Consider the following 14,005-nt stretch of genomic DNA (forward strand, 5'->3'; position numbering starts at 1 on the left):
GGGGCCCGCCCGTCGGCGGCGCGATCGACGCGACGCGCCGCGATCCGTCGGGGAGATGTGCGCTGCCGCCGGACGGGTGAAATGTCGTACCGGTTTCGGCCCGGTCCCCGCGTGGGGAGTTCCCTCCGCCCCGGCCTCCCCGCAGCATCAACCGCCGGGAGGGCCATGGGCGCCCGCCGAGGACCTGGGAGGCAGGGTGAGCCGCAGAGCCCGCGAGCTGCTCACGGTGACGGCGCTGTCGGCGCTGCTGTGCGCGGCGGCCGTGGCGGGCACCCCCACCGGTACCGCCCGCGCGTCCCTGGTACCGCGCCCGGCCGCTCCGCCGGCACGGGCCGTCGAGGTGACGCGCTGTGCCCCCGGGGCGACGTTGCAGGGCCCGCGCGGCCAGGCGGCCGAGGTCGGGGTGTGTGTCAGCGGCAACGACTCCGTCATGTCCGTCACGGCTCCGGCGACCTGCCGCCGGGACGGAGGCAGGGGGCACGACACCCTTTGCCGGACGACCGGCACATGGACGGCGCGGCGCGACGACGGCTCGGTGGCGGCGGCCGGCGACCTCGGGGGCGAACGGGCCGAGTACCCGGGCCCCGGCACCTATCACTTCGGCGTCGTCGTCCAGGTGCGTTCCGTGGGGGTCGATCTGCGCGGCCGGGTGCGCGCCACTCTGGACTTCGCTGAGCGGAAGGCCGAGCCGACGCACCGTGTCGAGGTCACGCCGGGCACGGTGGCCGCCGGCGCCACGACCACCCTGAGGTACACGGTCACACGGCTGAGCGAACAGGCCGACCCGGGCGCACGGTTCGGGCTGACCGGTGAACAGGGCTCGGGCGTGGAACTGGTCTCGCCCGACGCCCGGTGCGTCAATCCCCCGCCGGGCGGCCAGGCGGCCCCCGTGCGCGGCACGCACGCGCTGGACTGCGCTCTCACCGATCTGCGGCCCGGCCGCCCGCTCACCGTGCTCGTCCGGGTCACCGTCAAGGGCGCCTGCACCGGCATCGTCTCGAAGCTCGGCCACTGGGAGTCCGGAGGGCAGGAGTTCGGCGCCCGGAGGGTCCTGGCCGGTCCGACCGTCACCTGCCACAAGAGTTCGTCGATCAGCCCCGGGGGCAGGGCGTAGCGGAGGGCCGTGAGGATCCGGCCGGAGCCGGAGCACCGGGAGGCGTCGCCCCTACGCCGACTCCCGCACGACGAGTTCCGGTTCGAAGATGACCGACAGCGCCTCGGCCCGGCCGGGCTGTTCGATGTGGTTCTGGAGCAGCCGGGCCATCTCGGCGGCCATCTCCTCCACGGGCTGGCGCACGGTGGTCAGCGGCGGCCGGCAGGCGGGGGCCACCGCACTGTCGTCGAAGCCGACGACGGCCACGTCCTCGGGGATTCTCCGGCCCCTCTCCCGCAGGACGTGGCACGCGCCCTGCGCCATCACGTCGTTCGCCACGAACACGCCGTCCAGATCCGGGTCCTCGGTGAGCAGCCGGTCCATCGCCGCCTCGCCGCTCTCCTGATCGAACGCCCCCTCGGCGACGGGGACGTGGGGGAATCCGTTGCGGGCCATGACGTCGCGGAACCCGGCGAGCCGTTCCTGTCCGGCGGGCAGGTCCAGCGGCCCCGTGATGGTCGCGATCCGGCGGCAGCCGCGCGCCAGCAGGTGCTCGGCGGCGAGCCGGGCGCCGTCCCGGTGGGCGAGGTCGACGTAGCTCATCGGCAGGGGGGTCGAGGGGCGCGCGAACAGCACCGCGGGCAGCCCGGCCGAGGCGAGGAGCGCGGGCAGCGGGTCGTCCGCGTGGGTCGAGACGATCAACGCGCCGTCGGCGCTGCCCTGGCGCAGGTACGACACGACCTGCTCGCGGTCGGCGGGCGTCTCCGCGAACATCAGTACCGGGTACATCGAGCGGGGCCGGAGGAACTCCGCGACGCCCGCCACCACGCGGCCGAAGAACGGATCGGCGAACACCCGGCCCGCGAAAGCGCTCCGCTCGGGCTCGGAGTCGTCCGCCGCGCCGGAGACGACCAGGGCTATGGTCTCGGCGCGCCGGGTGACCAGGGAGCGGGCCGCCCGGTTGGGGGCGTAGCCGGTGGCTTCGACGGCCTGCTTCACGGCCTCCTGGATGGCGGGATCCACGTTGCGGATGCCGTTGATGACCCGTGAGACGGTGGCGCGTGAGACCCCGGCCGCGCGTGCCACGTCCTCCAGGGTGGGCGCGCCGGCCGCCGCCCGGATCTCTCTGCTCATGACGGTCTTTATAGCACCGGGCCGCCGGGGGCCTTCCCGGGATCGGACCGGAGCGGCGAGCGGGTGCCGGGCCGACGGAGCGGCGGGGCCGCCGCGGTGCGCGAGCCGAGGCGGGCGGCGGGGCCGCCGCGGGGGTGCGCGCCCACGCGTCGGCCCTCCGGCGTCACTCCTCCAGCACCGCCATCGCGGCGTTGTGGCCGGGGATGCCGCTGACTCCGCCGCCGCGGACCGCGCCCGCCCCGCACAGCAGCACGTTGGGGTGGCTCGTCTCCACGCCCCAGCGGCCCGTGGACCCGGTCGCGTACGGGAAGGCGAGGTCGCGGTGGAAGATGTGGCCCCCGGGCAGCCGCAGATCGCGTTCCAGGTCGAGCGGGGTCTTCGCCTCGATGCACGGCCGGCCGTCCTCGTCGAGCGCGAGGCAGTCCGCCAGCGGCTCGGCCAGGTGGGCGTCGAGTTCGGCGAGAGTGGCCCTCAGGAGGGCGGCCCGTGCCGTGTCGTGGTCGGACGCGAAGAGTCCGGCCGGGGTGTGCAGTCCGAAGAGCGTCAGGGTGTGGTGCCCGCTCGCGGCGAGCCCGGGGCCGAGGATCGACGGGTCGGTCAGCGAGTGGCAGTAGATCTCCGAGGGCGGGGCGCTCGGCAGCCGCCCGGCGGCGGCCTCGGCGTACGCGGTGGCCAGCTGTCCGTACCCTTCGGCGATGTGGAACGTGCCGGCGAACGCGTCGCGCGGGTCGACGGAGGGGTCCCGCAGTGCGGGCAGCCGGGTCAGCAGCATGTTGACCTTCAGCTGGGCGCCCTCGGCAGGGGGCGGTGGCCCCTCGCCGAGCAGGCCGGCCATGGCGTGGGGCGAGGCGCCCACCAGCACGTGCCGTGCGGCGACCGAACCCTGGTTCCATCCGGTGCGGAAGGCGACCTCGGCGGTGCGGCCGTCGGTCTCGATCCGGGTGGCCTCGTGGCCAGTGACGATCTCGGCGCCCGCGGCCCTCGCGGCGTCGGCGAGGGCGTCGGTGAGCGCGCCCATGCCTCCGAGCGGCACGTCCCAGTCCCCCGTGCCGCCGCCGATGACGTGGTAGAGGAAACAGCGGTTCTGGAGCAGGGACGGATCGTGGGCGTCGGCGAACGTGCCGATCAGGGCGTCGGTCAGCACCACGCCGCGTACGAGATCGTCCTGGAAGCGCTCCTCGACGGCGACGCCGATGGGCTCCTCGAACAGCATGCGCCAGGCATCGTCGTCCGCGATCCGGGCACGCAGCGCCGCACGGTCCGGCAACGGCTCGGTGAGCGTGGGGAAGATCCGTCCGGCGACCCTTCCGGTCGTCGCGTAGAACCGCCGCCAGGCGGTGTACTCGGCGTCGGAACCGGTGAGCGCGGCGAAGGAGTCCCGCGTGCGCGCCCCGCCGACGAGCAGTCCGGTGGGCCGGCCGTGGCGCTCGACGGGGTGTACGAGGAGATGGAGCGCTTGACGACGGTGAACCGCAGACCGAGTTCGCGCACGATCTTCCGCGGCAGCAGGGACACCAGGTAGGAGTAGCGCGACAGCCGGGCGTCCACCCCGGGGAAGGGCCGGGTGGAGACGGCCGCCCCGCCCGTGGTGCCCAGGCGCTCCAGGACGAGGACGGTGCGTCCGGCGCGGGCCAGATAGGCGGCGGCGACCAGTCCGTTGTGGCCGCCGCCGACGATGACGGCGTCGTACGAGCGCTGTACGGTCATGGCTCTTGGTAGCACGGGCCGCGGCGGCCTCTCCAGATGCCGGCCGCTTCCCCACGCGGCCGCACGCGGCGCCCCGTGGGTTCACCCGTCCCGCGACGTCTGTTTCTCGCGCGATGCGGCGACCCGCCGGTACAGCTCGACCGCCTCGGCCCGGCGGCCCAGCTGTTCGAGGCAGTGCGCCTGGTCGTGGCGGCTGGCCAGGGCGTCGGGGTGGCCGGCGCCCAGCACCCGGTCACGGGCTTCGGCGACCCTCTCGTACACGGTGAGCGCCTCCTGCCAGCGCCCCAGCCAGCCCAGTCCGACGGCGACCTCGCGGCAGCTGACCAGAGTGTCCGGGTGATCGGGTCCCAGCACGCGCCCACGGATCGCGCACACGTCCCGGGATTCGGCGAGGGCCTCCTGCCAGCGGGCCATGCGCCCCAGGTTGACGCCGAGGCCGTGCCGGGCCCGCAGGGTCTCGGGGTCGTCCGGTCCGTGCACCCGGACCCGGGCGTCGACGAGGTCCCGGTACAGCTCCAGTGCCTCGTGGCCCAGGCCGAGCCTGCCGAGGCTGATGCCCACCTCGTAGCGGGCGGCGAGGGTGTCCGGGTGATCGGGTCCCAGCGTGTGGGCGCGGGCGGCGGCGACCTCGCGGTACGTACGGAGCGCCTCGGTCCAGCGGCCGAGCAGGCCCAGTGTGTAGGCCACCTCGTACCGCGTGACCAGGGTGTCGGGGTGTTCGGGGCCGAGCAGTGCGGCACGGGCGGCCGCCACGTCGCGGGCCATCCGGTACGACTCGTCCAGCCGCCCCAGTCTGCTGAGGTTGAACGCCAGGTTGTGACGGCAGCGCAGGGTGTCGGGATGGTCGGCGCCCACGGTACGCGTCCAGCCGGAGAGCACCGCGGCGTACACCTGGTGTGCCTCGGAATGACGGCCCAGCCGGCCCAGCACGTACGCCATCTCCTGCCGGGCGGCGAGGGTCTCGGGGTGGTCGGCCCCGAACACCCGGCCCCGGCCCTCGGCGACGCGTCCGAACTCGCGCAGCGCGTCCGCCGCGTGCCCGGTACGGCTGAGCGCGAAGCCGGTCTCGTAGCGGCTGGCGAGGGTGTCGGGGTGGTCGGGGCCCAGGACGCGCTCGCGCTCGGCGGCTACCGCGCGGTGCACCTCGCCGGCCTCCTCCCAGCGGCCCAGACGGCCGAGGCCCAGGCCCACGCCGTGCCGCCCGGCCAGGGCGGTGAGCACATCGGGCGGCGCCGTCGGGTGCCCGGGGCGCGGAGGGACGACGACGGGGGCGGCCCGCGGGGGACGCGCGGCGGTCCACTCCCCCGTGAGGCCCGCCGACGGGTCGGGGAAGGCGCCTCGGGGCGCCTCGCGGCCGGCCGCCCTGTGGCCGATGGTCATGCCCCGGGTCCACGAGGGCAGACGCGGGGCGCGGACGGGGTGCTGCCCCGGCCGTCCGGGGGGCGGGAGATCGGCGGCGCCGGGGACCGTCACGACGGGCCCGGGGGCCTGGGCGGGGAGCGTGCCGGGGGTCCGGGGAGCGGTGACGGGCGGGGCGGGCGTGAAGGGCTTCGGTGTCGTGAAGGGGTCGGCCGTGAAGGGTTCGGGGCCGAACGGATCGGCCGCGAAGGGGTCGCGGGCCGGTACGGCGCGAGCGCCTGTGATGCGGCGCCGCAGGTCGCCGGCGTCGCTGGGGCGGCCGTCGGGGGTCTTGGCCAGCAGGTCGAGCACGATCCGCTCGAAGTAGGCGGGCAGTTCGGCGCGGTGCGTACGCAGCGGCTCCGGCGGGGTGTCACGGTGTCCGACGAGGACGGCCCACGCGTCGTCCAGGTCGAACGGCGGGACGCCGGTGGCGATCTCGTACAGCACGCAGCCCAGCGAGTAGAGGTCGCTGCGGTGGTCGATGTGGCCGCCGCTGATCTGCTCGGGTGACATGTAGTGCGGGGTGCCCATGGCGATGCCCGTGCCGGTGAGGCGGGAGGTGCGGCCGATGTCCTCGCCGAGTCGCGCTATGCCGAAGTCGCAGATCTTCACCGCTCCGTCGCCGAGCCGCATGATGTTGGCGGGCTTGAGATCCCGGTGGACGATGCCCTGCCGGTGGGTGTAGGCGAGGGCGTCGGCGACCTGCTCGGCGATGTCGACGACATCGTGGACGGGCAGCGGATGGTGCTTGTTGTCCTCCAGCAGCTGACTGAGGTTGCGGCCTTCGAGGAGCTCCATGACCAGGTAGAGCACTCCCTCGGACTCGCCGAAGTCGTGGACGACGGTCACACCACGGTGCTGCAGCGCGGCCGCCACCCGCGCCTCGCGGCGGAACCGCTCCCGCAGTACGCGGACGAACTCCTCGTCGTGCCGCGGTCCCAGTGGCTTGAGGCACTTGACCGCGACGCGGCGGCCGAGCGACTCGTCGACGGCCCGCCACACCTCGCCCATGCCGCCGCGCCCGATCACCTCCTCCAGCCGGTAACGGCCCTGGATCAGCCTGGTTTCCCCCATCGCGCGCTGTCGCCCCCGTCGATTCGCCACGCCCTCCCCGGCCCGTCCAGTATGGCGCCCTGTCTGCGGAGTTTGTACGGGGCCGGGCGGGTGTCGGGCCCGAGCCGGGCCATGGCTTTGAGGATGTGCTGCGGCGGCAGTCGCCAGCGGATACGGGAGGGAACGCAGCGCAGGGTGTTGCCGGTCACGATCAGCCGTCGGGTGACCGTCGCGGGGTCCGGGGCGGGCCTGCCGTAGAGCCGGTGGGCGTAGCTCGGCAGGGAGTCGTACGCGAGCGCGGCCACGTGCCTCCAGACCAGGGCGCGCGCGGGGACGAGCGGGGCGGGGACCGGGGGGCGGCGCAGGAACGCGTCGACGGTCCGGGCGTCGTCGCCGGCGGTGAGCCCGGGCAGCATCCGGTCGAAGTACGCGGCCAGCGCGGCGCCCGTGGCGGGCACCCGCGCGGGGTCGAGGCCGACGAGCCTGGCCGCTTCCCGGTGTTCGTCGATGTAGCGGTCCGCCTGGGCGTCGCCGACCACGATGCCCGAGCGGCGCACGACGTCGAGATAGGAGTCCACCTCGGCGCAGTGCACCCACAGCAGCAGCTCGGGGTCGTCGACGCCGAGCAGGCGGTGGATCCTGCGCACCCGGGCGCCTGCCTTCTCGGCGGCCTCGGTCGTGCCGTAGCTGATGGTGCCCACGAAGCTCGCGGTGCGCATCAGACGGCCCCAGGCGTCCTTCATGAAGTCACTGTTGATCATGACTCCGCGTACGGCTCCGGGGTGCAGGGCCTGGAGGTAGAGGGCCCGGACGCCCGCGACCCACATCATGGGGTCGCCGTGCAGCTGCCAGGTGACGGAGTCCGGACCGAAGAGGCCCGGGTCCGCGGCGGCGTGGCTGTTACCCATGGTCCGAAGGTACCTCCGCACCGGCGGCCCACCCAGGCCGATACCGGCCGATCCGGGCCGGGCCGATCCGTCGCCGATCCCGCCCGGGGGGCGTCATTCGGTGGAAAGGGCCTCCAGCAGGTCGCCGACCTGCGGTTCCGGCAGGGCGCGGGCCACGTCGGCCTGCGAGATCATGCCGACCAGGCGGTGGTCGTCGATCACGGGGAGCCGGCGCACCTTGTGCCGGGTCATCCTGCGCAGCACCATCATCGCGTCGTCGTCGGCCTCGACGTACACGACGTCGCCCTGGGCGAGCTCACCCGCCGTGGTGCGGGAGGCGTCCTTGCCCACGCCGAGGGCCTTCACGACGATGTCGCGGTCGGTGAGCATGCCCTTGAGCCTGTCGTCGTCACCGCAGATGGGCAGCGCTCCGACGCCCAGCCGCCTCATCAGCTCCGCGGCGCGGACAAGGGTCTCCCCCTCCCCGACGCAGTCGACCCCCACCGTCATCAGCTGGCGTGCCGTCGCCATGGCCGGCCTCCTTCGCCTCGTGGCACGGTCGTGGGTCCCGCCGTGCGCTCACCGGCGCCCCGGCGGCATACCGCGCCGCCACACCGGACAACGCCGCCTGCCGCGCGGCCCCGTCGGTCGTCGTGCCCCCGGGGATCGCCGTCAGTCGCGCTCCCGGCGGCTCCTGCGCCGGTGGCTGGCGTCGCACCACGGGTAGCGGCGGCTCGCACGGCAGGTGCACACGGCGACCATGAACCGGTCGGAGCACACCGTGGTGCCGTCCGGCAGCCGGACCTCGACCGGGCCGTCGAGCAGGAGCGGGCCGTGCGCGTCGATCACGACGCGCTCGCGTTCTCGGGACACGGTGTCCTCCAGGAGCGTGATCGTGGTGCCGCCCGGACGCCCCGCTCCGCGGCGACCTGCGTAGTCGCATGCGGAGCGGGTACCTCGGACTTCTCCGGTGAAACGGCGCGCGGCGCGCGGCGTACGCCGGAGGACGAGAGCGACGGCGAGCGACGAGGCGTGGGGTACGGCCCACGCGGTGCGAGGAGTGAGCGATGACCGACCAGTCCCGTTCCCGTTCCCTGTGGATGGAGTACGCGCCGGGGCCCGACCGGCCCGCCCTCGACAGCTCCGTGCAGACCGAGACGGTCGTGGTGGGCGGGGGTGTCGCGGGGCTGTGCACGGCGTGGGAGCTGGCCCGTGCGGGGCACTCGGTGGTGCTGCTGGAAGCGGACCGGATCGCCTCCGGTGTCACCGGCCACACCACGGCGAAGCTGTCCGCGCTGCACGGCATGGCGTACGCGCGGATCCGTGCGATCCACGGTGCGCGCGGGGCCCGGCTGTACGCCCACTCCCAGCAGCTGGCCGTCGACCACGTCGCGGAGGTCTGCCAGGAGCTGGCCATCGACTGCGATCTGGAACGGCTGCCCGCCTACACCTACACCGAGGACCCCGCGAAGGCCGATGAGCTGCGCGAGGAGGCGGAGGCGGCGCGGGCGGCGGGGCTGGACGCCTCCTACGAGACCGATCTTCCCCTGCCGTTCCCGGTGGCGGGCGCGGTCCGCGTCATGAACCAGGCCCAGTTCCATCCGCGCAAGTACCTGCTGGCGCTCGCCGCCGACCTGGAGCGGCTCGGCGGGCGGATCTTCGAACGCACCCGGGTGACGGGGCTGCGGGAGGGCAGTCCGTGCAAGGTGTCGACGAGCAGCGGCCATACGGTGACGGCCCGCGACGTGGTGATCGCCACGCACTATCCGGTCTTCGACCGGGCGCTGCTGTTCACCCGCCTGGAGCCGAAGCGGGAGCTGGTGGTGGCGGGGCCGCTGCCGGCCGGGCCCGAACCCGGCGGGGTCTTCCTGACGCCGGAGGGCGGGACGCGATCGGTACGGACCGCTCCGGGCGGCGAGGACGGCCGACGGCTGCTGATCGTCACCGGCGAGAAGTTCACCCCGGGAGCCGTCGGCGAGGGCGAGGTCGAGGAGCGGTACGCGCGCCTCGCGTCCTGGGCGCGTGAACGGTTCGACGGTGTGGAGCTCACCCACCGCTGGGCCACCCAGGACAACTGGACCACCGACCACGTGCCGTACGTGGGCCGGCTGCACGCGGGCGCCCGGCACACCTACGTGGCCACGGGGTTCGCCGGCTGGGGCATGAGCGGCGGGGTGATGGCGGGCGCGCTGCTGGCTTCCCGTATCCGTGGCCGCGAGTCCGCCTGGACGAGCCTGTACGACCCGGTGCGGCTGCACCCGCTGCGCGAGGCGCCCGCGCTGCTCCGGTTGCAGGCACAGGCCGCGCGGCACTTCATCGGCGACCGGGTGCCCGGCGCCCACGCCGACTCCACGGACGACATCGAACCGGGAGGCGGCGCGGTGGTACGGGTGGGAGGCCGGCGCCTGGCGGTGCACCGGGACACGACGGGCAGGCTCCACGCGCTCTCCGCGCGCTGCACCCACCTCGGCTGCATCGTGCACTTCAACGACGGTGAGCAGGCGTGGGAGTGCCCCTGCCACGGGTCCCGGTTCGACATCGACGGCAAGGTGGTGCAGGGACCCGCGCTGCGCCCGCTGGAGCAGGCCGACCTCACGGAGGAGTCCGGCGGCACGCGGGAGGGGACCGCATGACGAAGGCACCGCTCCCCGAGGCACGCGGCCCCCTGTCGACGGCGGTTCGCGACGTCCTCCTGGGCCGCCCGGCGCCGGCAGCCGGTCCCGGCGTCGAGGACGCGGACCCGCTGGGCGAGGACCTCCAGCTGGCGCTGTACCTCACGTACGAACCGCATTACCGGTCCATGGAGGGCGTGGCCGACGAACGGGAGTGGGACCCCGCGCTGCTCGGCCTGCGACGGCCCATGGAAGCGGCGTTCCTGGCGGCGCTGCGTGCGGCGGTTCCCCACGACGGCGATGTGACGGCGGCGCTGGAACCCCTGCTGGTGGATCCGGTGGACGGACGCGGCGTCTCGCGGTGGCTGATGGACCAGGGCGACTGGGAGCGGATGCGGGAGTATCTGGTCCACCGCTCGCTCTACCAGCTCAAGGAGTCGGATCCGCAGGCGTGGCTGATCCCCCGGCTGGAGGGTCAGGCGAAGGCGTCGCTGGCCGCCGTGGAGTACGACGAGTTCGGCGCGGGGCACGGGGAGCGGGTGCACGCCCGTCTGTTCGCGGAGCTCATGGAGGGCGCCGGACTGGACGCTTCGTACGGCCGGTACGTGGACCTGGTGCCGGCCCCGGCCGTCGCAGCGGTGAACATGATGACGATGTTCGGGCTGCACAGGGCGCTGCGGGGCGCCGGGGTGGGCAATTTCGCGGCCCAGGAGATCGCCTCTCCCCCGGGTGCCCGCCGGATGGTCAAGGCGCTGGAGCGGCTGGGCGCTCAGGACAGATGCGTCCTCTTCTTCTCGGAGCACGTCGAGGCGGACGCGGTGCACGAGCAGGTGATGCGCAGGTTCGTGCTCGACGACCTGCTCGCCCGGGAGCCGGAACTGGCGCCGGACGTGGCCTTCGGCATCCGCGCGACGCGGTGGCTGGACGATCTGTGGGAGAACCATGTGCTGGGCGCCTGGGATGCCGGGCGTACCTCGCTGCGGCGACCCGTACGTCTTTGAGGAGGCCGGGCGCGGGGAGGATCCGCGCGTGCGGGGGGCGTGTGCGGGGAGGGTCCGCGTCGGACCCGTCCGGACCGCTGTCCCTGCCGAGACGCCCGGGCCGTGCGGACGTCACCGCCCGGTACGGCACGGTGCCGCCTCTGCCGCGAGGATGTCACGGAACGTCACGGGCCCCGCGTCCCCCGCTGCCGCGAGGGGGACGCGGGGCCGCGCGGCCCGCTGAGTTCGTCAGGGAAGGAGTTCGTCGAGGGCTGCCTTCCCCCGCTGGGCGAGCCTGCGCTCGGCCCAGGCCAGATTCTCGGGATTGACGTCACGCCCGGAAGCGAGCACCACGTCTTCCGCGGTGAACTCACCCTCGGAGCCGCTGTGCAAGAGGCCGTCCGGGGTGACGCCCTCGCGCTGGGAGGTCGAATCGGGCTCAGCGTTCATGCCGCCTCCTTGATGGTCCTGCTCTGGTTCATTGTCGCCGCCGGGTACCCCGATCGCATCCCCTGCACCCACCCTCTCGTCGGAGCCGTGTCGACGGGCTGTCGGCCCCGTGTCGGAAGCGGCTGGGACGGTGGTCGCGGAACACCCCCGCACCCCTTGGAGGCCCTGTGCGACCGCCCCTGCCCGTCCGCCACGTCCATGCCACCGCCGTACGGCGGGTCACCCCTCGCCTCGTACGGGTCACCTTCGGCGGGGAGGCACCGGCCTGCTTCCCCCCGGGCGGACCCGACCAGCAGGTGAAGCTGTTCTTCCCCAGGCGGGGGCAGAGCGTGCCCGTGCTGCCGGAACCCGATGCCGACGGGGACGTGATGCGCTGGTACGCCGCGTACAACGCCATGGCGGCGGACCAGCGGCCGTGGATGCGCAGCTACACCGTCCGCGCGCACGACGCCGGGCGCGGCACCATCGACATCGACTTCGTGCTGCACGCGGGAGGCGCGGAAGGGCCCGCGACCCGCTGGGCCCGCGCCGCCCGGGCCGGGGACACGCTCGGGATGTTCGGCCCCTCGGAACTGTTCGCACGGCAGGTGGACCCCCGCGCGGGCGACTGGACGCTGATGGTGGCGGACCACTGCGCGCTGCCCGCGCTCGCCACCGTGGCCGAGGCACTGCCGGCCGGGCGGAGGGCGGTGGCGTACATCGAGGTGCCGGACGCGGCGGAGGAGCAGACGCTGCGGAGCGCCGCCGATCTGAGCGTGCGCTGGCTGCACGGTGAGGGACTGCTGCTCGACGCGGTGCGCTCCCTGCGCCCTCCCACGGGTGCGGGGTACGCCTGGCTGGCCGGGGAGGCGGACGCGGTGCGCGCGCTGCGCCGGCATCTGGTCGACGAGCGGGGCCTGGACAGGCGGTCGGTCGACTTCGCCGGGTACTGGCGTCGGCGGCTCAGCCAGGACGACGCCCCGACCCCCGCCGACCTCGCCGAGGCGCAGGAGCGGCTGTCCGATCTCCGGGAACAGGGCGGGCGAAACCCGCGCGCACGCTCATGACGAGCGGGGACGCGTCCCCGCGATGAGCGGACGGGCGCCCGGGGCGATCAGGCAGGCGTGACGCGCCCGCCCGGCCGCCGCACCAGCGCCGCCGCCTCCCGTACCGAGAGGCGCCCGCCCTCCTCGTGTGCCCGTGCGTAGTCCCGCGGGGCCAGCCCCGCCCGTACCTCGCGCTCGGCGCGCTGCCTGGTCGCCGCCTCGGCCTCGGGGGTGAGCTGCCGGAAGCCCGTACCGCCCGTTCCCGGCACGTTCCGGTCGTACGCTCCCAGCAGCAGCGCGCCGGTCCTCGGCTCGCCCTGCCGTGCCATGACCCAGGCGGCGGCGGGGAACTGGCCGGTGACAAGGAGCGGCGCGACCAGGTGGGCGAGGGACTCCAGTCGGCGCAGGGCGGCCTCCAGGTGCTCGTGGGCGCGGGCGTACTCGCCGTCGAGGCAGTCGAGCCACCCATGCAGGCCCAGGACGATACCGGTGAACATCTCCGCCGTGCCCGGCGTGAACTCCTCCTCGATCAGCCGGAGCTGACGCCGGGCGAGAGCGACACGTCCGGTGCCGCCGAAGTGCTGGACCAGCAGCAGACGGGCCGTGCCGATCACCTCCACGTCGAAATCCGCCGCCTCCTCGGCCGCGGCCAGCAGCATGCCTTCGGCGCGCTCGCGCTCCGCCGCTCCCTCGGCGGTGCGCAGCCGTACACCCGCCAGGCGGGCCCGGAAGACCGTGGCCTGGATGCGCGCGCCGATGCGCTCGGCCCTGTCGACGGCCCGGCCGAAGTCCCGGAGGGCCTCGGCGTACCGCCCGGCCCGCTCGTGCGTCTCACCGCGCGCGCAGAGCGCCTCGGCGATCCCCCACGGGTCCCCGGCCGCCTCGAACCGGGTCAGCGCCCGGTCGGCGTCGTCGGCGCCGCCCGGCACCAGCTTGGCGCGCATGAGCAGGGCGAACCCGAGCTCCGCGTCGTCGCCGTACGCCTGCGCGGAACCCACGCAGGCGTCCAGGGCCTCGGCGAGGCCCGCGAACTCCCCGAGCATCAGCCGCACGAAGAACCACATGGCTCCCGGCTGGCGGCTGTTCTGGGGCAGGCCCGGCCGGTACGCGTCGGCGACGGCCTCCAGGTAGGCCCGGTTCTCCGGCTTCTCCACGGCGGCGGCGCCCTGGCTTCCGTCCCCGGCGAGCACCATCAGCCGTGCGCCGCGCCGGGCCTCCCACAGCTGCTCCTCGCTCCACGGGGGCGGCCGGCGCGTGGAGCGCTCACGCAGCGGTACGGCGGGGCGCACCGGCGGGAGGAACGGGTCGGGGCCGAGCCCGGCGGCCGCGGCGGACCAGGTGCGGGCGTCCGACAGATGGCCGCGCAGCTGCCAGAACCAGCTCATCGACAGGGTGAGGCAGAGGGCCTCCTGCTCCTGTGCCGACCGTACGGCCGTGCGCAGCGCGGCCCGCAGGTTGTCGTGCTCGGACTCGAAGACCGCGAGCCAGTGGGGCTGGCGGGGACCCCTCAGTCCGTTCTCCCCGGTGCGGGCGAGTTCGCGGTAGTGCACGAGGTGGCGGTGCTCGGTGCCGTCCCGGTCGCCGGCCTCGTCGAGACGCTCGGCCGCGTACTCCGCCACCGTCTCCAGCAACCGGTACCGCATCACCCCCGGCACCACCGCCC

The 14,005-nt window shown here is 74.6% G+C and carries 10 protein-coding genes and 2 pseudogenes; 4 read left to right on the top strand and 8 right to left on the bottom strand.

Going from position 1 to position 14,005, the window contains the following annotated elements:
• Positions 1 to 196: 196 nt before the first annotated feature.
• Positions 197 to 1,114 (top strand): hypothetical protein, encoded by a 918-nt coding sequence (locus tag PUR26_RS12230; RefSeq protein WP_329871987.1) that lies wholly within the window; start codon positions 197 to 199, stop codon positions 1,112 to 1,114.
• Between the two features lie 51 nt (positions 1,115 to 1,165).
• On the opposite strand, the gene PUR26_RS12235 is transcribed toward PUR26_RS12230, so the two are convergent.
• From PUR26_RS12235 to PUR26_RS12270, 6 genes and pseudogenes are all read right to left on the bottom strand, one after another.
• Positions 1,166 to 2,227, bottom strand: a complete 1,062-nt coding sequence (locus tag PUR26_RS12235; protein ID WP_329871989.1) for a LacI family DNA-binding transcriptional regulator — start codon at positions 2,225 to 2,227, stop codon at positions 1,166 to 1,168.
• 163 nt (positions 2,228 to 2,390) lie between these two features.
• Positions 2,391 to 3,934: pseudogene (locus tag PUR26_RS12240) on the bottom strand (phytoene desaturase family protein).
• Positions 3,935 to 4,015: 81 nt separating this feature from the next.
• Complete coding sequence (locus PUR26_RS34675; protein ID WP_443077047.1) at positions 4,016 to 6,409, bottom strand: tetratricopeptide repeat protein; 2,394 nt, start codon at positions 6,407 to 6,409, stop codon at positions 4,016 to 4,018.
• Positions 6,391 to 7,296, bottom strand: coding sequence for an oxygenase MpaB family protein (locus PUR26_RS12260; protein WP_329871991.1), 906 nt, complete (start codon positions 7,294 to 7,296; stop codon positions 6,391 to 6,393). Before PUR26_RS12260 ends, PUR26_RS34675 begins: the two co-directional genes overlap by 19 nt.
• 93 nt (positions 7,297 to 7,389) lie before the next feature.
• On the bottom strand, positions 7,390 to 7,806 hold the full coding sequence (locus PUR26_RS12265) for a CBS domain-containing protein (RefSeq protein WP_329871992.1): 417 nt from the start codon (positions 7,804 to 7,806) through the stop codon (positions 7,390 to 7,392).
• Between the two features lie 141 nt (positions 7,807 to 7,947).
• Entirely contained in the window at positions 7,948 to 8,160 is a 213-nt protein-coding gene (locus tag PUR26_RS12270; protein ID WP_329872019.1) for a CDGSH iron-sulfur domain-containing protein, read from the bottom strand.
• A 182-nt stretch (positions 8,161 to 8,342) separates the two neighbouring features.
• On the opposite strand from PUR26_RS12270, the gene PUR26_RS12275 reads away from it, so the two are divergent.
• The gene (locus PUR26_RS12275; protein ID WP_329871994.1) at positions 8,343 to 9,908 is read left to right on the top strand and encodes an FAD-dependent oxidoreductase; all 1,566 of its coding nucleotides are present in this window, start codon (positions 8,343 to 8,345) and stop codon (positions 9,906 to 9,908) included.
• Positions 9,905 to 10,888: an iron-containing redox enzyme family protein gene (locus PUR26_RS12280; RefSeq protein WP_329871996.1), complete on the top strand. Its 984-nt coding sequence runs from the start codon at positions 9,905 to 9,907 to the stop codon at positions 10,886 to 10,888. Before PUR26_RS12275 ends, PUR26_RS12280 begins: the two co-directional genes overlap by 4 nt.
• A gap of 228 nt (positions 10,889 to 11,116) precedes the next feature.
• Here PUR26_RS12280 and PUR26_RS12285 read toward each other — a convergent pair whose 3' ends face one another.
• Positions 11,117 to 11,317, bottom strand: coding sequence for a hypothetical protein (locus PUR26_RS12285; protein WP_329871998.1), 201 nt, complete (start codon positions 11,315 to 11,317; stop codon positions 11,117 to 11,119).
• Between the two features lie 167 nt (positions 11,318 to 11,484).
• Here PUR26_RS12285 and PUR26_RS12290 point away from each other — a divergent pair, with 167 nt between their 5' ends.
• A complete protein-coding gene (locus PUR26_RS12290; RefSeq protein ID WP_329872000.1) occupies positions 11,485 to 12,363 on the top strand; it encodes a siderophore-interacting protein in 879 nt (292 codons plus the stop codon).
• Between the two features lie 47 nt (positions 12,364 to 12,410).
• Here the strand turns inward: PUR26_RS12290 and PUR26_RS12295 are convergent.
• Positions 12,411 to 14,005: pseudogene (locus PUR26_RS12295) on the bottom strand (AfsR family transcriptional regulator); the annotation flags it as partial.

It is taken from the genome of Streptomyces sp. SP18CS02 (assembly GCF_036322365.1).
In the GTDB taxonomy this organism is placed as follows: domain Bacteria; phylum Actinomycetota; class Actinomycetes; order Streptomycetales; family Streptomycetaceae; genus Streptomyces.